The organism is Rahnella sp. RcJ3, assembly GCF_009498575.1.
Classification (GTDB): domain Bacteria; phylum Pseudomonadota; class Gammaproteobacteria; order Enterobacterales; family Enterobacteriaceae; genus Rahnella; species Rahnella aceris.
In genome coordinates this window covers 13,802-33,196 of sequence record NZ_QSNX01000003.1, presented here as the reverse complement: position 1 = coordinate 33,196, position 19,395 = coordinate 13,802, and the positions used below count along the sequence as shown (strand labels likewise).

The 19,395-nt window shown below is 54.0% G+C and carries 18 protein-coding genes and 2 tRNA genes; 11 read left to right on the top strand and 9 right to left on the bottom strand.

Annotation, left to right across the window (positions count from 1 at the left end; translation table 11 throughout):
- Nucleotide 1 precedes the first annotated feature (1 nt).
- The 3 genes from DXU84_RS04975 to DXU84_RS04965 form a co-directional block, all read right to left on the bottom strand.
- The gene (locus tag DXU84_RS04975; RefSeq protein WP_013575002.1) at nt 2–991 is read right to left on the bottom strand and encodes an ABC transporter permease; all 990 of its coding nucleotides are present in this window, start codon (nt 989–991) and stop codon (nt 2–4) included.
- Nucleotides 984–2,522: a sugar ABC transporter ATP-binding protein gene (locus tag DXU84_RS04970; protein WP_013575003.1), complete on the bottom strand. Its 1,539-nt coding sequence runs from the start codon at nt 2,520–2,522 to the stop codon at nt 984–986. The genes DXU84_RS04975 and DXU84_RS04970 overlap by 8 nt, the downstream gene beginning before the upstream one ends.
- 280 nt (nt 2,523–2,802) lie before the next feature.
- Entirely contained in the window at nt 2,803–3,789 is a 987-nt protein-coding gene (locus tag DXU84_RS04965; protein ID WP_013575004.1) for an autoinducer 2 ABC transporter substrate-binding protein, read from the bottom strand.
- A 358-nt stretch (nt 3,790–4,147) separates the two neighbouring features.
- Here DXU84_RS04965 and DXU84_RS04960 point away from each other — a divergent pair, with 358 nt between their 5' ends.
- The 6 genes from DXU84_RS04960 to astE all read left to right on the top strand — a co-directional run bounded on the left by DXU84_RS04960 (nt 4,148) and on the right by astE (nt 10,758).
- The gene (locus DXU84_RS04960; RefSeq protein WP_126124174.1) at nt 4,148–4,345 is read left to right on the top strand and encodes a hypothetical protein; all 198 of its coding nucleotides are present in this window, start codon (nt 4,148–4,150) and stop codon (nt 4,343–4,345) included.
- 260 nt (nt 4,346–4,605) lie between these two features.
- Nucleotides 4,606–5,826: an aspartate aminotransferase family protein gene (locus DXU84_RS04955; RefSeq protein WP_119262228.1), complete on the top strand. Its 1,221-nt coding sequence runs from the start codon at nt 4,606–4,608 to the stop codon at nt 5,824–5,826.
- A 28-nt stretch (nt 5,827–5,854) separates the two neighbouring features.
- Complete coding sequence (gene astA / locus DXU84_RS04950) at nt 5,855–6,928, top strand: arginine N-succinyltransferase (protein ID WP_013575006.1); 1,074 nt, start codon at nt 5,855–5,857, stop codon at nt 6,926–6,928.
- The gene (gene astD, locus DXU84_RS04945) at nt 6,925–8,403 is read left to right on the top strand and encodes a succinylglutamate-semialdehyde dehydrogenase (RefSeq protein WP_112151796.1); all 1,479 of its coding nucleotides are present in this window, start codon (nt 6,925–6,927) and stop codon (nt 8,401–8,403) included. The genes astA and astD overlap by 4 nt, the downstream gene beginning before the upstream one ends.
- A gap of 10 nt (nt 8,404–8,413) precedes the next feature.
- Nucleotides 8,414–9,757, top strand: coding sequence for an N-succinylarginine dihydrolase (gene astB / locus DXU84_RS04940; RefSeq protein WP_013575008.1), 1,344 nt, complete (start codon nt 8,414–8,416; stop codon nt 9,755–9,757).
- 20 nt (nt 9,758–9,777) lie between these two features.
- Entirely contained in the window at nt 9,778–10,758 is a 981-nt protein-coding gene (gene astE / locus DXU84_RS04935; RefSeq protein ID WP_153375013.1) for a succinylglutamate desuccinylase, read from the top strand.
- Between the two features lie 246 nt (nt 10,759–11,004).
- On the opposite strand, the gene DXU84_RS04930 is transcribed toward astE, so the two are convergent.
- The 3 genes from DXU84_RS04930 to DXU84_RS04920 all read right to left on the bottom strand — a co-directional run bounded on the left by DXU84_RS04930 (nt 11,005) and on the right by DXU84_RS04920 (nt 11,379).
- Nucleotides 11,005–11,094: transfer RNA gene (locus DXU84_RS04930), tRNA-Ser, on the bottom strand.
- Between the two features lie 94 nt (nt 11,095–11,188).
- Nucleotides 11,189–11,332 carry a hypothetical protein gene (locus DXU84_RS04925; protein ID WP_153375011.1) on the bottom strand — a complete coding sequence of 48 codons (144 nt, stop codon included), beginning with the start codon at nt 11,330–11,332 and terminating at the stop codon, nt 11,189–11,191.
- Nucleotides 11,290–11,379 (bottom strand) — tRNA-Ser (locus DXU84_RS04920). The genes DXU84_RS04925 and DXU84_RS04920 overlap by 43 nt, the downstream gene beginning before the upstream one ends.
- A 395-nt stretch (nt 11,380–11,774) precedes the next feature.
- Between DXU84_RS04920 and DXU84_RS04915 the strand changes: the two genes are divergently transcribed.
- The 4 genes from DXU84_RS04915 (at nt 11,775) to DXU84_RS04900 (ending at nt 15,777) form a co-directional block, all read left to right on the top strand.
- Nucleotides 11,775–13,256, top strand: coding sequence for a peptide MFS transporter (locus tag DXU84_RS04915; protein ID WP_013575010.1), 1,482 nt, complete (start codon nt 11,775–11,777; stop codon nt 13,254–13,256).
- Nucleotides 13,257–13,381: 125 nt separating this feature from the next.
- Nucleotides 13,382–14,323: a glyoxylate/hydroxypyruvate reductase GhrA gene (gene ghrA / locus DXU84_RS04910; protein WP_013575011.1), complete on the top strand. Its 942-nt coding sequence runs from the start codon at nt 13,382–13,384 to the stop codon at nt 14,321–14,323.
- Nucleotides 14,324–14,391: 68 nt separating this feature from the next.
- Nucleotides 14,392–15,132, top strand: a complete 741-nt coding sequence (locus DXU84_RS04905) for a phosphatase (protein ID WP_013575012.1) — start codon at nt 14,392–14,394, stop codon at nt 15,130–15,132.
- Nucleotides 15,133–15,192: 60 nt separating this feature from the next.
- Nucleotides 15,193–15,777, top strand: a complete 585-nt coding sequence (locus DXU84_RS04900; RefSeq protein WP_013575013.1) for a molecular chaperone — start codon at nt 15,193–15,195, stop codon at nt 15,775–15,777.
- A gap of 73 nt (nt 15,778–15,850) precedes the next feature.
- Here the strand turns inward: DXU84_RS04900 and DXU84_RS04895 are convergent, their stop codons facing one another.
- The 3 genes from DXU84_RS04895 to mdtH all read right to left on the bottom strand — a co-directional run bounded on the left by DXU84_RS04895 (nt 15,851) and on the right by mdtH (nt 18,595).
- A complete protein-coding gene (locus tag DXU84_RS04895) occupies nt 15,851–16,414 on the bottom strand; it encodes a lipoprotein (RefSeq protein ID WP_013575014.1) in 564 nt (187 codons plus the stop codon).
- A gap of 150 nt (nt 16,415–16,564) precedes the next feature.
- Nucleotides 16,565–17,212, bottom strand: a complete 648-nt coding sequence (grxB, locus tag DXU84_RS04890) for a glutaredoxin 2 (protein WP_013575015.1) — start codon at nt 17,210–17,212, stop codon at nt 16,565–16,567.
- Nucleotides 17,213–17,389: 177 nt separating this feature from the next.
- Nucleotides 17,390–18,595, bottom strand: coding sequence for a multidrug efflux MFS transporter MdtH (mdtH, locus tag DXU84_RS04885; protein ID WP_013575016.1), 1,206 nt, complete (start codon nt 18,593–18,595; stop codon nt 17,390–17,392).
- A 212-nt stretch (nt 18,596–18,807) separates the two neighbouring features.
- Here mdtH and rimJ point away from each other — a divergent pair, with 212 nt between their 5' ends.
- On the top strand, nt 18,808–19,395 hold the full coding sequence (gene rimJ, locus DXU84_RS04880) for a ribosomal protein S5-alanine N-acetyltransferase (protein ID WP_013575017.1): 588 nt from the start codon (nt 18,808–18,810) through the stop codon (nt 19,393–19,395).

Genomic DNA, 19,395 nt, shown 5'->3' with positions numbered 1-19,395 from the left:
GTCACATCCCCTTTGCCAGTTTGCGTTTTTCATTCCACGCGGTGCTGCTGATGCTGACCAGAATGATCACGCCGCTGAAAACCTGATGCCAGTAAGACGAAATGCTCAGCAAGGTCAGGCCGTTTTGCAGGAAGGCCAGCAGCATCACACCGAGAATGGTGCCGGTGAGCGAGCCGCGTCCGCCGGTCATGCTGGTGCCGCCTAAGACCACCGCCGCCAGTACCGTCAGCTCATAACCGAGCAGTGAGTTAGGTGCCACCGACTGCGTAATTTGTGCCTGCACCACGGCGGCGATACCCGCCAGCAATCCCATAAAACCGTAGACGTAAAAATGTAGCCGCAGGATGTTCAGACCGAGACGCGACGCGGCGTCACGGTTGCTGCCCATCGCGTAAATCTGACGTCCCACGCGGGTGCGGTTCATCAGCACGCCGGTGGCGATAATCACGCCCAGCAGGCTGAGCAGCGGCAGCGTCAGGCCATAGTCATAGCCATCGGCAGCGGTAAAAGAGAACCAGTTAATGCCGTTCATAAACCAGTCAGGGAAACCGTACAGCCAGGTGCCGTTGGTCAGATACACCAGCAAACCGTAGAACAGGTTCAGCGTGGCGATGGTGATAATAATGGCCGGAACGCGCAGCCAGTAAACCAGAAAACCGTTCACCAGCCCGAGTAACAAACCGGTACCCATCGACATGGCAAACGCCAGCGGAAAGCTGCCGCCATGATGAATGATGTAACTCGCCATCACGTACTGACCGATGGAGGTGACGGCCGGGAAGGAGATGTCGATGCCACCGGCGATCAGCACCACAAACAGGCCACAGGCCAGAATACCGAGAATGGCGTAACTGGTGGCGACATCGGTCAGGTTGCCGAGCGTCATAAATTCACTGGTGCTGACACTCAGGCCAATCACCAGCAGCAGAACCAGTAATCCCAGCCAGAATTCGTGCTGAGAAAACAGTTTCGAGAGAGATTTATTATCCATTGATCGCCTCCGCAATTTGCGCTTCGCTGCTCTGGTGTGGGGCGAATTCCGCCACCAGTTCGCCTTTGCGCATCACCAGCACGCGGTGACTGTTGTAATAAGCTTCCGGGATTTCATCGCAAATCATCAGCACCGCCATGCCGGACTCCGCCAGATCACGTGCGATGCGATAAATCCCTTCTTTGTTGGCGATATCGACACCCACCGTGGGGGAGTCGAGGATCAGGATATGTGGTTGCGTCGCCACCCATTTGGCGATAGCGATACGCTGCGCATTGCCGCCGGACAGGGTTTTCACTGGCAGGCCGCTGTCCGACACTTTAATGTTCAGATCACGGATCAGGTCTTTCACCACTGACGCCGCTTTGCGGTGATCCATCAGCCCTGCGCGGGTGTGCAACTTGTCGAAAATCGACACCAGCGTGTTGTCGTAAATGGATTGCTCCATGATCAACCCTTGTGTCAGACGGTCTTCCGACACATAAGCAATACCGTGGCGGATAGCATCGCGGTTGCTGCGGAATTTTACCGCATTGCCGTTAACGCGGATTTCCCCGCTGTCCGGCTGGCTCATGCCAAACAGGCTCAGACACAGCTCCGTTCGCCCTGAACCGAGCAGACCGATAATCGAGGTGATCTCGCCCTGACGCAGCGACAGCGAAATATCCTGATACTGACCTTTGCGGCTCAGGCGGCGGACTTCCAGCAGCGGCGTCACGTCTGCGGGCGCACGGTGCGGCAGATGACTGTAGGTAAAACGCTGTCCGGTCATCAGGAAGGCCAGCTCATTGCTGTCGAGTTCGCTGGCCGGATAGGTGCCGACCAGTTTGCCGTCACGCATCACGCTGATACGGTCAGCGACTTCCATCACTTCATCAAGACGGTGGCTGACAAATACCACGCAAATACCGGCGGCTTTCAGCTCATTCACCACCCGCAGCAGACCGTTTACTTCGGTGCGGGTCAGTGAGGCGGTTGGTTCATCCATGATAACCAGACTGGCGTCAGCGGCGATTGCGCGGCATATTGCCACTAACTGACGGTCTGCGATCGACAGCTTTTCGACTTTACGATCCGGATCCAGAGAGACGCCGACGCGTTGCATCGCCGCGACCGCTTTTTTGCGCATTGCCTCGCGATGTACCCAGAAATCGCCGCCCGGTAAATAACGGTGAATAGCGATATTTTCAGCCACCGATAAATTCGGGAATAAAGATAAATCCTGATAAATAACCTGAATGCCGTAATAAGAAGAAAGTTGTGGCGTCAGGGTATGAAATAATTTCCCGTCGAGGGTAATCGCCGCCCCTTTTTCCGGCTGATAGACCCCGGAAATGACTTTAATAATGGTGCTCTTGCCGCAGCCATTCTGACCCGCGAGGCAATGCACTTCGCCTTTATTCAGCGTCAGGCTGACATTATCCAGCGCTAATACGCCGGGGAATTTTTTACTGATTTTTTCGAGGCTGATAAAGGCCTCAGCAGGGGCAGGGGACGTGCGCGAACTGGACGACGGAGTGAGAGTATTCATCACATTATCCTTACAACATACCCTTCATACTTCGCGCTGTGGATGCGTTGACTGCACTCGCTCACCCGAATCACTTACTTATGTAAGCTCATCGGGATTCACTCATTTGCCGCCTTCCCACAACTCGAATTATTTAGGGTATAAGTTTTCAATGTCTGATTAGAAATTCAGATACGGCACAGCAAACATCGCCGTATCTGTTTCTATTTGCCTGGTGTGGCGCTGGAGATAAATTTATCTCCGGTAAATATCCGGTAAATAAAAGCATTAAAAAGTTAAATCAGAAGCCAAGTGATTTCGCATTCTCTGGTGTGACTTCCAGAATTTTATTAAAGCGGATCACATGCTTATCCATATCCACATCAGCTTTGCCCAGCCCGTCAATGCTCAGATCTTTAGTCACTTCTTTACCCTGCAACATCTGGTCAGCAACGGTGACTAAGGCGTAACCGGCATCTTTCGGATCCCACAACAGCACTTTCTTAATATCGCCACGCATCAGATAGGGCGCGGCCTGAGCTGGCATAGCGATACCGACAACGGCAATTTTATTTTTCGCACGTTTCTGCTGAACGGCCTGACCGGCACCGATCGGGCCGAGCGAACCGAAACCGATAATCCCTTTCAGGTCAGGGTAGGTTTTCATTAAATCGAGCGTCGTGGAGTAAGACTTATCGATGTTTTCTGCGACCGGCAGGCGTGAAGTGACTTCATGCATGTCCGGGTATTTTTCTTTCTGATATTTAATGGCGGCATCAGCCCATGCGTTATGCAATGGCACGGTCAGGGAACCGACATAAATCGCATAACCGCCTTTGCCGCCCATATCTTTCGCCAGCTCGTCCATATTGGCTTCGGCATATTTCTGGCTGTCGATGGTTTCGATATCCCACTGACCAATCTGCTGATCGGGAGATTCATGCGTTAACACCACGATGCCCTGATCACGGGCTTTTTTCAGCACCGGCTCCAGCACTTTGGCGTCGTTCGGTACCACGATAATGGCGTCGACTTTTTTGGCGATCAAATCTTCAATCACTTTGACCTGCTGTGCCGGATCCGGCGTGGATGCGCCTACCTGATAGGCGTTGACATCCAGCTTCTGCGCGGCTTCTTTTACGCCGACTTCCATGCGGGTGAACCAGGGAATACCGGTGACTTTAGCGACGACGGCAATGTCATAGGGTTTGGCGGCGAACGACGGTGTTGTGAATAACATGCATGCTGAAACCACACATGCACTGACTAATGCGAGGTTAAATTTCATGTCTGTACCTTTCTTATGAGGTTCTGTTTTGGTGTAGGGAACGGGTGGTGGTTATTTATTCCACATTCAGAGATTAACTTAAGGGGAAAGCTGTTTTCGCGTGGTCGTGAACGGAATGTGATCAAAGTCCTAAAATGTTAAATTAAGTGGTTTTATATGTAAAAATTAAGTTAATTAAAAATATAAAAACCATCATAGCCTGGGATTTGATAAATGTTACCGATAACAATTAAACAAAAAAATACCTAATATTTAACAATTAAGAAACATGAGAAAGTAATAACGGTCTTTTTCCTGAAAGAAAGACCGCGTGGTTTTTTTTATTTGCACAGACTGTGAGCAGCGTCACGGGACGCGGGTGCGCCAAAATCGTGCGCTGTTGCACCTTTATCTGGCATTGCTCTGCATTGAAGCGCGGGTGATCCGCGCCGGATCACAATCCTGCATAAAACATTCCACCCGAAATCAAAATATTTCCCTGCATACTCATTCTTGTGCCCTCGTTGCTGCAAAAGGGGATTTTTTCTTTTATTCATTTTTTATGCAATTAAAGTGAATAACAGGCGATATTAAGTGGTTGTTTTTTCTCGATGTCATTTTTTTTATTCACTTTTTTCCTTTGCTGGCATGAAGACTGCAATCTATGATGAGACTGAGTGAAATTATTTGTTAACTTTTAAATAACAAATTAGTAACTGCCATTTCTCGCCAGCGCGATTGCCCGCTAAATGTGCAAAAACATCGGAACCCGGTGCACTTCCTGTCTGTATGGGGGACGGGGGTGTGCACCCTGAAATCAGCGAAAAAGAGGTTTATATGGAACACCAACAGCAACCACAAAACGTCAGCCGCCAGAACTTTGATGACTGGATGGTGCCGGTTTATGCCCCGGCGGCGTTTATTCCTGTGCGTGGCGAAGGATCCTGGCTGTGGGATCAGACGGGTAAAGATTATGTCGATTTCGCAGGCGGAATTGCCGTGAATGCCCTGGGACATGCGCATGCGGAAATTCGTAAAACCCTGCATGAACAGGCGGATAAAGTCTGGCATCTGGGCAACGGTTACACCAACGAACCGGTGCTGCGTCTGGCGAAGCAACTGATCGACGCCACCTTTGCGGACAAAGTGTTTTTCTGTAACTCCGGCGCGGAAGCCAACGAAGCGGCGCTGAAACTGGCCAGGTTGTACGGTAATAAATCCGGCGGCGAAAAGAATGAAATCATCGCCTTCAAAAACGCGTTTCATGGCCGCACGCTGTTTACGGTGACGACCGGCGGTCAGCCGAAATATTCAGAAGATTTTGCGCCTTTACCGCAGGCGATTACCCATCTGCCGTTTAACGATCTGGCCGCCGTTGCCAGCCAGATTTCTTCCCGCACCTGTGCCGTGATTGTCGAACCGATCCAGGGCGAAGGCGGTGTGGTACCGGCAGAGGCCGGTTTCCTGCAAGGTCTGCGTGAGCTGTGTGACAAACATCAGGCTGTGCTGATTTTCGATGAAGTACAGACCGGCGTCGGGCGTACCGGCGAGCTGTATGCGTATCAGCATTACGGCGTGGTGCCGGACATTCTGACCAGCGCCAAAGCGCTGGGCGGCGGTTTCCCGATTGGCGCGATGCTGACCACTGACCGCTATGCTGCGTTATTCCAGCCGGGCACGCACGGCACCACTTACGGCGGTAACCCGCTGGCGACGGCGGTGGCGGGCAAAGTCTTTGAGCTGATTAACACGCCGGAGGTGTTGTCCGGTGTGCAAAAGCGTCATCAGTGGTTTGCCGATGGTCTGAAACGCATCAATGACCGTTATAAGGTGTTCAGCGAAGTGCGCGGGCAGGGGCTGCTGATCGGCGCTGTGATGAGTGAACGGTATAAAGATCAGGCCAAACAGCTGAACACGCTGGCGGCAGAAGAAGGACTGATCGCCCTGATTGCCGGGCCAAATGTACTGCGCTTTGCGCCATCACTGATTATTCCGGGCGCGGATATTGAAGAAGGGCTGAACCGCCTTGAGCGGGCTGTCGCGCGCCTGTGCGTGTGATTCTTTGGGTTAAATGAGGTAGCGCATCATGATGTTGATTCGACCTGTGCGGCCCGGCGATCTCGCCGATATCCTGCAGTTGTCAGGCAAAACCGGCATCGGTTTAACGTCTTTGCCCAAGGATGAAGCGCATTTACGCGGGCGCATTGAGCGCTCAGTGGCGACCTGGGAAGGTCGCCTGGAAAAAGGCGAACAGGGCTATCTGTTCGTGCTCGAAGACACCGAACAGCAAAAAGTTGTCGGCGTCAGCGCTATTGAAGTGGCGGTCGGGCTGAGTGAGCCGTGGTACAACTTCCGCCTCGGCACGCTGGTGCACGCCTCCAAAAGCCTGAATATTTATAAGCCGGTGCCGACGCTGTTTCTGAGTAACGATCACACCGGTTATACCGAACTTTGCACGCTGTTCCTCGATCCGGACTGCCGTCACGGCAAAAACGGGCAACTGTTGTCGAAGGTCCGTTTCCTGTTTCTGGCGGCATTTCGTGAGTATTTCTCCCGCAAGGTAATTGCGGAGATGCGCGGCATGTCTGACGACAGCGGCCATTCCCCGTTCTGGGACAGTGTCGGGCGTCATTTTTTTGGTATGGAATTCGCCGAAGCTGACCGTCTGACCGGCATGGGACAGAAATCCTTTATTGCCGAACTGATGCCAAAGCATCCTTTATATACCGAATTGCTCAGCCATGAGGCCCGTGAAGTGATCGGCGAAGTACATCCGCAAACCGCCCCGGCGCGTGCCGTACTTGAAGGTGAAGGGCTGCGTTACGAAGGTTATGTGGATATCTTCGATGCCGGTCCGACGCTCGAAGGTGAAATCGATCAGTTACGCGCCGTCAAAGAAAGCCGTCTGTTGCCGGTGCGGCTGGCGGAACACCGCAGCGGTCGTGATGAGCCGCTGTACCTGGTGGCCAACGAGCAATATCAGCATTTCCGCGCCCTGCTGGTGCCGGGCGGAGATTCAGCAGATTCGCTGACGCTTAATTCCCGCGAGGCTGACATGCTTGGCCTGCGCGAGGGCGATACCCTGCGCGCCGTGGCGCTTTTCCCCGGCGATAAACCGGCTCCTGCAACCCCTATTCTCAAAAAGGAAAGTCTCGCATGATGCAACCTGCACTTTTTATTCAGGGCCAGTGGCGCAGCGGACAAGGCGCGCAACTGAACAAAACCAATCCGGCAGATAATACGTTGTTGTGGTCGGCACTGAGCGCCAATGCGGAAGATGTCGATGCTGCCTGTACAGCCGCCCGCACGGCATTTCCCGCCTGGGCACGTAAAACCGTGGCCGAACGCGCCGAAGTGATTCAACGTTTTGCGGATTTACTGACGGAACATAAAGCACGGCTGGCGGAAATTATCAGTCTGGAAACCAGCAAACCACGCTGGGAAACGCTGACCGAGATTCAGGCGATGATCGGCAAGGTGTCGATTTCACTGGAAGCCAACCAGCAACGCACTGGCGAGAAACACACCGCCATGCCCGACGGTGAAGCCGTGCTGCGCCACCGGCCGCATGGCGTGCTGGCGGTTTTTGGTCCGTATAATTTCCCCGGACATCTGCCGAACGGCCATATCGTTCCGGCCTTGCTGGCGGGCAACACGCTGGTCTTCAAACCGAGCGAACTGACGCCCAAAACTGCCGAGGAAACGGTGAAATTGTGGCAACAGGCCGGGCTGCCGGAAGGTGTGCTGAATCTGGTACAAGGCGGTCGTTCGACCGGTGAGGCGCTGGCAGCGTGCCACAATATCGACGGTCTGCTGTTTACCGGCAGCGCGGGCACCGGCTATCAGTTGCACCGCCAGCTCGCCGGTCAGCCTGAAAAAATTCTGGCGCTGGAAATGGGCGGCAACAACGCGCTGATTGTCGAGCCGGTAGAAGATATTGATGCAGCAGTTAATCTGACTATTCAGTCGGCGTTTATTTCTGCCGGACAGCGTTGTACCTGTGCGCGCCGTCTGCTGGTGAAAGAGGGCGCGGCAGGTGATGCATTTATCGCGCGTTTGCTCGATGTCACCATGCAACTGCGCGTGGGCGGCTGGAATGATGATCCGCAGCCGTTTATGGGCGGTGTGATTTCTGACGTGGCGGCACGCAATATGCTCAAAGCACAGGACGAACTGCTGGCGCTGGGCGGTAAACCTCTGCTGTTGCTGACGCGCCCGGATCCGCTCAATACCCTGCTGACGCCGGGGATTATCGATCTGACCGGTGTGGCGGGCATTCCCGATGAAGAATACTTCGGCCCGTTGCTGAGCATTTACCGTTACAGCGATTTCGATAATGCCGTCGCCCTCGCCAATCAGACCCGTTTCGGGCTGGCCACCGGGCTTATCTCTGCTGAGCGCTCTCAGTTTGAGCAGCTATTATTGGAAGCAAGGGCGGGCATTGTGAACTGGAACAAACCGCTGACTGGCGCATCGAGCAACGCGCCTTTTGGTGGCATCGGTGCTTCAGGCAATCACCGCCCAAGTGCTTATTATGCGGCGGATTATTGTGCCTGGCCGATGGCCTCGCTGGAAACAGACAAGCTGGAACTCCCTGCGACGCTGTCGCCTGGTATTGATTTCCGTACAACCTGAGGAGACAGCAATGTCTGGATGTGAAGCAAATTTCGACGGCTTAGTCGGGCCGACGCACCATTACGCGGGGCTGTCGTTTGGCAATGAAGCTTCGACTAAAAACCAGAATGCGGTGGCGAACCCGCGTCTGGCGGCAAAACAGGGCTTGCTGAAAATGAAATCGCTGGCCGATCTCGGTTTTGCACAGGGGATTTTGCCGCCGCATGAACGTCCGCATCTGAGCACATTGCGCAAAATGGGTTTTGGTGGCAGCGATCGCGAAGTGCTGACTAAAGCGCAGGCTTATTCGCCGCGTTTGCTGTCGTCACTGAGTTCGGCGTCTTCCATGTGGGTGGCGAATGCGGCCACGGTGTCGCCTTCGGCAGACAGCGCAGACGGGCGTGTGCATTTCACGGTTGCCAACCTGAATAATAAATTTCACCGGGCCATTGAGGCAGAAACCACATCTGCCATTTTACGCGCGACCTTCCATGCCGATAAATATTTTGCCCATCACGATGCGCTGCCGCAGGTGGCGGCGCTGGGGGATGAGGGCGCGGCGAATCATAACCGGTTATGCGGTGAGTACGATAAACCCGGCGTACAGGTGTTTGTTTACGGACGCGACGGGCTGGCGACCGGCGACAACGAACCGGTGCGTTATCCGGCACGTCAGACCCGTTTAGCCAGTGATGCCGTAGCACGTTTGCATCAGCTTGATGAAAAGCGCACGGTGTTTATTCAGCAAAATCCGCAAGCCATCGACAGCGGCGTTTTTCATAACGACGTCATTTCTGTCAGCAACGGCAACGTGCTTTTCCATCACGAGCAGGCGTTTGTGAATTCAGGCAAAGCGCTGGAGGAAATTCGTCGCAAAATGGCGGCGCTTGAGCTGGATTTCCACCCGATTGAAGTGCCGCAGTCAAAAGTGTCTCTCGACGATGCGGTCGCGACGTATCTGTTTAACAGCCAGCTCCTGACCAAATCCGACGGCAAAATGATGCTGGTGGTGCCGGAAGAGTCCCGCCAGCACACCGGCGTCTGGACGTATCTTTCAGCACTGAAAGACAGCGGTGGCCCGGTTGATCAGATTGAAGTGTTTGATCTGCGTGAAAGCATGCGCAACGGCGGTGGCCCGGCGTGTTTGCGCCTGCGTGTCGCGCTCAACCGCAACGAACTTAATGCAATCAATGTGGCTTCGCTGATGAGTGACAGCCAGTTCACGCGGCTCAATACCTGGGTGGACACGCATTATCGTGACCGGATGCAGGCCAAAGATCTGGCCGATCCACAGCTTCTGACCGAAGTGCGTACTGCGCTCGACGAACTGACCAATATTCTCGGGCTGGGTGCGATTTATCCGTTCCAGCGCTGAGCCATCACAGGAGTGAATGTATGTTTGATTTACTGGCGACGACGCTTGCCGGTGATGCGGTGAAAGAACCTGCCGGACAAACCGAAACGCTGGACTGGCAATGGCGTGGTGAAGGCATTCTCGAGCTTTCACCGCGTCAGTCCTGTGAGGCGGCGGTGGTGATTTCCGCCGGTATTCACGGTAATGAAACTGCGCCGGTTGAACTGCTCAATCAACTGGTCAGCGAGTTGCTGTCAGGCGAAAGGCTGTTGCGGGTCCGGCTGCTGGTGTTACTGGGCAATCCGCCGTCAATGCGTGTCAATAAGCGGTTTGTGGAGGCTGACATGAACCGCATGTTCGGCGGGCGTCATGCGCGTTATACACCGAATGATGAAACCCGCCGGGCGCAGGAACTCGAACAGGTGATGGCGTTGTTTTACCGCAGTGCCACGGCGGCGGGAACCACGCAGCGATTCCACTATGATTTGCACACGGCGATCCGCGGATCAAAACACGTGCGCTTCGGGCTGCTGCCTTTACAAAGTCGTCCGAAAAGCGAAGCGATGCTCGCCTGGCTCAACGCCGCCGGGCTGGATGCGCTGGTGCATCACCGTTCGCCGGGCGGTACTTTTACGCATTTCAGCAGCGATGTTTTTCAGGCCGACAGTTGCACGCTGGAACTGGGCAAAGCGCTGCCGTTCGGCAGTAACGATCACGCGCAGTTCACCGGTATCCGCCGCGCGCTGCAAACGCTGGTGAGTGGCGAACCGATGCCTGCCCGTGACGCCGCCGCGCCGCTGGTGCATTACCGTGTGGTGCAGGATGTGATCCGGTCACAGGAAGATTTCGAGTTATTTGTCCCGGCAGATGCCCTGAATTTTACAGCGTTCAGGCAGGGGTTTGTCATTGCTAAAGAAAGCGGTAAAACCTACAAGGTTGAAGCAGAGGAAGAAGTCGTGTTATTCCCGAATCCGAATGTGGCGCTGGGGTTAAGGGCAGGGCTGATGCTGATGAAAATCTGATGAGTAAAAGCACCGCAGTAGCTGCAAAACCCCCTCCCAACCTCCCCCTTCGCAGGGGGAGGAGCAGGGCAAAAACCCGCTTACGGTGCGCGCAGAGTAGAACGCGATCAGCTCCCTCCCCTGCGAAGGGGAGGGTCGGGGTGGGGTATTAATGGCATCTCAGCCGCAACTCATTCCCTTTATCGGGATGCGTTGCACCAAAAGAAAAAGGGTCCTGATTTTCATCAGGACCCTTTTTCTTTAATTTGGCGGTGAGAGAGGGGTTCGAACCCTCGATACGATTTCTCGTATACACACTTTCCAGGCGTGCTCCTTCAGCCACTCAGACACCTCACCGTGTTCGTTACAGCGCGCACGTTGCAACGGGGCGCTACTATAGGGAGACCGCCGCGAAGGGTCAAGAAAATTTTCAGCGTTTTGTGTCAGGCGCTCAGAGTCTGTTCGCCGGGAGAATGCCGTGGCTGGCGGATTTTGAAAGCGCCCAAAAACAAAAAAGGCTCTGATTTTCATCAGAACCTTTTTTGTTTAATGTGGTGGAGAGAGAGGGGTTCGAACCCTCGATACGATTGCTCATATACACACTTTCCAGGCGTGCTCCTTCAGCCACTCAGACACCTCTCCAGTCGTCGGCTGCACCGCAGTGCTGCTGACCGGCGCTAATGTAGGGAAAAGTCGCCTCACCGTCAACACTCTTTTGCAGGTTCCATGCCGTTTAGACAAACTTAGAGCAATCTGATGATTTAAAGAGCAAAAAATGCGTTAAGGATGAACAGCCGGTATCTGGTTGCAGGGCGTGATTAAAATTGCTTATCAGAATGCATAAATAAGTAGAATTTTTGCATGAAAGCACAATTATCCCGCAAACACTTTTTGTTACGGCTAAATAGCAAGATATGTTGTGGTAATCATTCATGGTAGCGGTATAACAATGCACTCTGAAAAAATGCTTCGCATAAGAACTGTACAAGTCATCCTTTGAAGCAGGGTTATTTATCACATAAGGGCAGGGGTTATTCTTGAGTCAGTCAAATAACGCGACCGCGTCGCAACACCGGACGGCAATTCCTGCCGGAGCGGGCACATTATTCTTCGTTCAGACATTCGCAACGCTCGGCTTTGCGGTGCTGTATTCCACGCTGGTCCTGTACGCCACCAAAAAACTCGGTTTCAGTGAAGATAACGCCAACGCCATCATGGGCGTGTTCGGCGCATTCAACTACGGGCTGCATATGTTCGGCGGCTACCTTGGCGGGCGTTATCTCAGCAACCGTAATCTGTTCGTGCTCGGCATGGTGTTGCAGGTCTTTGGCTGTGCGCTGATTGCGCTGGAAGGTGTGACCGGGTTGTACTGGGGATTAGCCATGTTCCTGACCGGCAGCGGACTGAATGTGACCTGTCTGAATATGATGCTGACCCAGCGTTTTGCTCCGGACGATGACCGCCGTGAATCGGCCTTCCTGTGGAATTATGCCGGGATGAACCTGGGCTTCTTTATAGGTTTTGCGGTCGCCGGTTATTTCCAGCTCAGTGAAAACTACCGCGCGCTGTTCCTGTTCGCCACGTTAGGGAATGTCGCGGCGATTGTGGTGACACTTTCCCGCTGGTCGATTCTGGCCGATATCAGCACGCCGCTGAAAGAGGCCAGCCGCAGCCAGTTACTGCGCCGGATGGCGGTCGGTATTGCCATCCTGATTGTACTGGTGCCGGTTATCCGCATGTTGCTGACCCACGCAGAATTCAGCAGTTATTTTGTGGTCGCGCTGGGCATTGTGATTTTCGCATTAATGGCGCTGGTCACTTTTCGCCATCGGGATGCGGATGAACGCCGCCGCATGAAGGCGTATCTGCTGCTGGCGCTGGGTTCGTTAGTTTTCTGGACACTGTATCAGCTGGCACCCATGGGGCTGATGCTGTTCTCTGAAAACAACATCAACCTGAATGTATATGGTATCCGCGTGGCACCGCAGTGGATCCAGAACATAAATACCGTGGTTATCGTGATCGGTGGGCCGCTGATGGCACTGTGGTTCAACCGCCTGCGTCAGCGCGGCTGGAACATTGATATTCCGGCGCAGTTCTCCGCATCCCTGTTCTGTATGGGGCTGGGCATGCTGGTGCTGCCGTTGGGTATTCATCTGGCGGGCGGCGACGGCCTGGTGGCGTTTAAATGGATTGCCCTCAGCTATCTGCTGCAAAGCATCGGCGAACTGCTGATTTCACCGATCGGTTACGCGATGATCGGTAAGCTGGCACCGCCGCGTTATCAGGGTGTGATGATGGGCTGCTGGATGATGGTCACCGGCGTGGCGTCGGTGCTGGCCAGTTACATTTCCGGGCTGATGCCGCAGAACGCGGGCAGTACGCCAGCGCTGACCAATCCGGGCTACAGTCAGGTGTTTAACGCGCTGGGCTGGGGTTCCGTTATCACGGGTGTGGTGCTGCTGGTGCTTATCCCGCTGCTGCGCCGGATGATCCACCGTGAGCCGGTTGCCGCCTGATTTATTCGCTGTCTCCGTCACTCACTTCACAAGCCCCGAACTCCGGGGCTTGTTCTTTTTTACGCCACAGGGTTGCATCCCGATGATATTCAGGGAAATCTATCTGTTCACAGGAGGCTTCCCCGATGAACATTATTTTTTACCACCCTACATCTGATGCAAAACCCTGGATTGACGGAATAACAAAAAGATTACCGCAGGCCAACGTGCGCGCGTGGAAGGCGAATGATCAGGACCCGGCGGATTACGCGCTGGTCTGGCGGCCACCGCATGCCATGCTCGCGCCGCGCACGATGCTGAAAGGTATTTTCGCGCTGGGGGCGGGAGTGGATGCCATCCTGACACAGGAACAGCGTCAGCCGGGCACATTGCCCGCCGGCGTACCGTTGCTGCGCCTGGAAGATACCGGCATGGCGTTGCAGATGCAGGAATATGCGCTGGCGACGGTATTACGTTATTTCCGCCGGATGGATGAATATCAGCTCTTCCAGCAACAAAAACAATGGCGCCCGCTTGTTCCGCATTCACGCAGTGAATTCATTATCGGTATTCTTGGTGCCGGTGTGCTCGGCAGCAGCGTGGCGAAAGCACTGGTGGATATGCAATTCACCGTGCGTAGCTGGAGCCGCAGCGCCAAGTCGCAGGAAGGCGTAGAGAGTTTCTATGGTGACGATCGGTTGGCAGCGTTTGCCAGCGGCTGCAAAGTGCTGATCAATCTGTTGCCCAACACGCCGCACACCGCCGGTGTTCTCAATCATAAACTGTTCACAAATCTTTCGCATAATGCGTACCTGATTAACCTTGGTCGTGGCGGACATCTGGTGGAAGGCGATTTGCTGCGTGCGCTCGACAGCGGGCAGATTGCCGCTGCCACGCTCGACGTTTTCGTTGAAGAACCGTTGCCGGGCATGCACCCGTTCTGGTCGCATCCGCGGGTCAGCATCACGCCACACGTCGGTGCGGATACGTTGCCGGAGCAGGCGATGGACAGCATCGTGAGTAACATTCTGGCGATAGAGGCAGGGCGCGAGCCGACGGGACGTGTCGATCCCGGCCGGGGTTACTGATATTCATCTGCTAACATTATAAATGCTGCGGTTATGTTGCCGCAGCGGAATACTTTCAAGGAGAGTACATGCCTTACCCGGTTGATTTACATATGCATACCGTTGCCAGCACCCACGCCTACAGCACGTTACATGATTACATTGATGAAGCCGCCGAAAAGGGCATTAAGCTGTTTGCCATCACTGATCATGGTCCTGATATGGCTGATGCGCCGCACTACTGGCATTTTATGAATATGCGGGTCTGGCCGCGTCTGGTGAATGGCATCGGTATTCTGCGTGGCATCGAGTCGAATATTAAAAACATTCATGGTGATATCGACTGTACCGGCCCGATGCTCAAAGAAATCGACGTGATTATTGCCGGTTTCCATGAGCCGGTGATGCAGCCCGTCGATAAAGAAACCCATACCGCTGCGATGATTGCAGCGATGGCGGGGGGTGAAGTGCATATTATTTCGCACCCGGGCAACCCGAAATACCCGATTGATATTCCTGCTGTGGCGGCGGCTGCCGCGAAATATAACGTCGCGCTGGAGCTGAATAACTCATCGTTTATTCATTCACGTGCGGGCAGCGAGCCAAATTGCCGTGCGATTGCGCTGGCAGTAAAAGAAGCCGGTGGCTGGCTGGCGCTGGGGTCAGATTCGCACATCGCTTATTCACTCGGGGGCTTTGAACATTGCGAACGTATCCTGCGTGAAATTGATTTTCCGCAAGACCGTATTCTTAATGTCAGCCCGCGTCGTTTCCTCGATTTTCTCGAGGCCCGGGGTCGCGCGCCCATTGCTGAATTAAGCGAACTGTGACATTGTCGCGACCAAATTGCGGGGGATTAACCCTTTTCATTATCTGATCAGGTTACTGTTATGAATGAATTTTCGATTGTCTGCCGCGTGCTGGGCACGTTGTTTTACCGTCAGCCGCAGGATCCGTTGCTGGTTCCGTTGTTTGGCCTGATTCAGGACGGAAAGCTGCGTGAGCACTGGCCGCTGGAGCAGGATGCGTTGCTGATCCGCTTGCAGGAAAGTGCCAATCCGCAAGCGCTGGCCGCTGAATTTAACCGTCTGTTTGTCGGTTCAGAATGTGCGGTATCGCCGTTCCGCAGTGATTATGTTGACGGCGCAAATGAAATGGATGTGCGCACATTCCTGCAACAGCGCGGTATGCCGCTGGGCGAAACGCCTGCTGATCATTTCGGTGCCATGTTACTGGCCGCCTCCTGGCTGGAAGATCAGTCGCAGGAAGATGAAGTCAGCGCGCAAATTACGCTGTTTGATGACTACCTGTTCCCGTGGTGCGGTAAATTCCTCGGTAAAGTGGAAGCCCATGCCACCAGCGGTTTCTACCGCACGCTGTCTGAAATCAGCCGCGAAGCCTTGCAGGCGATGCGCGACGAACTCGAAGAGCAACTGCCGCCGGATCTGGATGACGCGGAAGAAGACGACCAGTAATCCTGAACACAGCATGTAAAAAGCCCGGCGGTGAGTCATCACGCCGGGCTTTCTTATTATCGGTTTACTCAGACTAATCAGTAAAAGGTATCACCAACTGACCCGGTTTCACTTCAATTCCTTTCGCCAGTTTCTTCGCCATCGCTTCACCTTTGCTGTGATCGCCATTGAGCACATAAGCCGGACGCTGGTTGAAATAGGTGTTCAGCGAATTGTTCAGATAAGGCATCAGGCCTTTCATCACGTTGTCCATTTTCTCAGGCTTGATGGTGTAATCCACCACCTGCATATCCCGCAGGAAAATGGCGCCTTTCTCGCGATCATAAGTTGGATGCGCTTTCAGGGTCAGGCGCATATCGGCTTTCTGCGGGCCGAACAGTGAGGATACATCGACATGGGCGTCGCCGGTCAGCGTCACGATACCGGGTTCAGCCCGGCCAATCTGGCTGCTGAGATTGGTCAGCACCAGTTTGGCATCCACCAGTCCCGGAACGCCCAACTGTTTTTCAAAGTTGTTGTTCTTTTGCAGGTAATCATTCACCTGCTGCTCACTGATGGTGTACTGCGTCAGTTGATTACAGCCTGCCAGTAAGCTGGCACACATCAGTACTGCGGCACCCAGAAATCGCTTTGTCATTCTTCCCTCATTACGTAAAAACTATTTCGTCAGCATGACCGTAAAGCATCATGGCTCCAATCAGACAACGCTGATTAGCCTAAGTGCTGAAGGGAGGGAATAAAAGGGAAAATTGCCGGAAGCGGACTTCCGGCAAAAAGTATAACGGGCTTAGCTTGCGAGACGGGAGAGAAGATTTACCTGAGTCTGTTTCGCCATATTATCGCGGTAGGCCTGAACCCGTGAAGGCCAGTCGATGCCTTGCACAATCGACAGCGAACGCAGCAACGGCCAGAGATTAATGTCATCTTCGGAAAGCTCGCCATTCACCGCATTCGGCTCGACGATCAGTTTGTCGAGTGCGCGCAAATCCTGACTGATTTTCTTCACCAGACCTTCGGAATGTTGCAGATGCTCCTGAAAACTGCCGCTGGCAGCCTGCTTTTTATCGGCGAAGTATTTACGGGCTTCCGGCGTGGAGAATTCTTCCAGTGGTGCGGTGGCAAAACGCGGCAACAACAGACGTCCGGTATATTCAGAAACCTGACGCAACCACGCGGCAACAGATGCGTTCAGCGGGCCGGTCAGCAGCGGTTTACCGTCACTTTTGTCGATGTAATGCACGATATCCATACTTTCCGGCATGAAGCCGCCATCCTCTTTTTGCAGGACAGGCACCATCTTTTTACCCACCATTGAAATGGGTGTTTTTTCATCGTCGTTGAGCAGCACCTTGATCTCAACCGGGATGTTCTTCAAACCGAAAATCATGCGGGCTTTCACGCAGAAAGGGCAATGTTCGTAAACGTAAAGTCTCATAGTACGTAGCTCCTGTTATCGCCGGCGGTGACCTGTAGGGTGCATGAAAACTGCCGGATGTAGGTTCGGATTTTGTCTAACGCTATGATTCAGTATGGGTATAGATGGATGTGAGATCAAACCGCATTCTCTGGAACGCGGTTTCCATCAGGGTACTGCATAAGAAATTACGGAAGATCAACTGCCGCTGAGCATGGCCGGTTCGATGCGGCGCAGGTTGAACTGCCAGTACAAACCGGTGAGGGTGATGAAGCCAACGACGCCGAGTAATAACCACGGCAATTCAGGCAGTTCGAGCGCACGGCCGGTGTCGTACATCCAGCCGCCACCGGTATAACCGATGACGCCGCCCAGAGCCAGTCCCAGACGGCTGAAGCCCATGTAGCTGCCGCGTGCGCGGGCGTCGGCCAGAGATGCACCCAGGGTTTCACGCGCCGGTTCGGCGATGATCGAACCAATGTAGAAAAAGCCAATCAGCAATAATAACGGATTGATTGAGGTAACCAGCCCGACCGGCAGCAGGCTCAATGTCATGATCAGCAGACCGAACATCAGGCGCTGTTCAAGACGGAAACGTTTTTCGCTCCAGCGGGCAATCGGATACAAGAGCGTCAGCGACAGTACGGCTTCAATGGCGTACATCCATTTCACCGCCGACGGGCTGCCCGCGACATCATTGACCGCAATCGGCAACATCAGCATCACCTGCACGGTCAGCATGTAATAGCCAGTCAGCGTCAGCACGTAGGCCAGAAAACGACGGTCGCGCAGCACGCGCATCATGCCTTCGCGCATAGGGGTGCGCAGGGTGGAAATGCGGTAAGCCGGTAACAGCCAGGCGTTGCAGGCCGCGGCCAGACAAAAGATTGCGGCTCCGGTCCAGCAGACGTAATGGAAATCATATTGCAGCAGCCAGCTACCGATCAGTGCGCCAATGACGGCACCCGCGCTGTCCTGCATCATCATCAGGGAGAAGAAGCGGCTGCGCTCGTGCGGACGGGTCAGTTTTATGACCAGCGCGGTACGCGGCGGATCAAACAACGTGCCGCCAAGACCGGAGAGAATACACGAACAGACCAGAATCCACGGTTGATCGGCCATCGCCATCGTGGCAAAGCCCGCCGCGCGCAATAACATGCCGGTGATAATCATGGGTTTCGCCCCAAACCGGTCAGCAATCGCCCCGCCAAAAATGCCCAGTCCCTGTTGCGTAAGCTGACGAACGCCGAGTGCCAGGCCGACGGCCATTGCCGCCCAGCCAAGCTGATCGACAAATCGGATCGAGATCAACGGAAAAACCACGAAAAAGCCTAAAATAACCAGCGCGTTGTCTAATAACAGAAAATACTTACCCAAGCTCCGAGCTTGTGATACCAGAGACATGCTTCACCATGAGCGATTATATGTATCCTGTCCGGCAGATACAGAAAGGAGAAAAGACCGTTCCAGTCTGAACCGGAAACAGGCATTTAGATAGGGCGCTATTGATAATATTTTTTTATCGTCAAGCCGCGCTCTGACTGGCAGAATTAGCGGTGATCTGTCGTTTCCTATAAATTCTATTTATCGACCCATGCGGGATGTGGAGGGAAGGGATGTTTGGCTACAAATCTGCCGTGCCAAAGGTGCGGCTTACCACTGATCGGATGGTCCTGCGCCTGGTTCATGACCGTGATGCGCACCGGCTGGCTGAATACTACGCTGAGAACCGCGCGTTTCTGAAACCGTGGGAACCGGTCAGGGATGAAAGCCATTGTTATCCCTCAGGATGGCAGGCGCGTCTGGGGCTGATTACCGAGATGCAAAAACAAGGCAGTGCGTATTACTTCATCCTGCTCGACCCCGATGAAAATCGCGTGATGGGCGTGGCGAATTTCAGCAATGTGCTGCGCGGTTCTTTCCATGCCTGTTTCCTCGGGTATTCGCTCGGCCAGGAATGGCAGGGTAAAGGTCTGATGCAGGAAGCGTTGCAGACGCTTATCCGCTATATGCAACGCCAGCAAAAAATGCACCGCATCATGGCCAATTACATGCCGCACAATAAACGCAGCGGCCAGCTTCTCGAACGTCTCGGCTTTGAACGCGAAGGTTACGCCAAAGATTACCTGCTGATTGACGGCAAATGGCAGGATCACGTGCTGACGGCATTAACCTGGCAAGAATGGACACCCCCGTCCCGATAA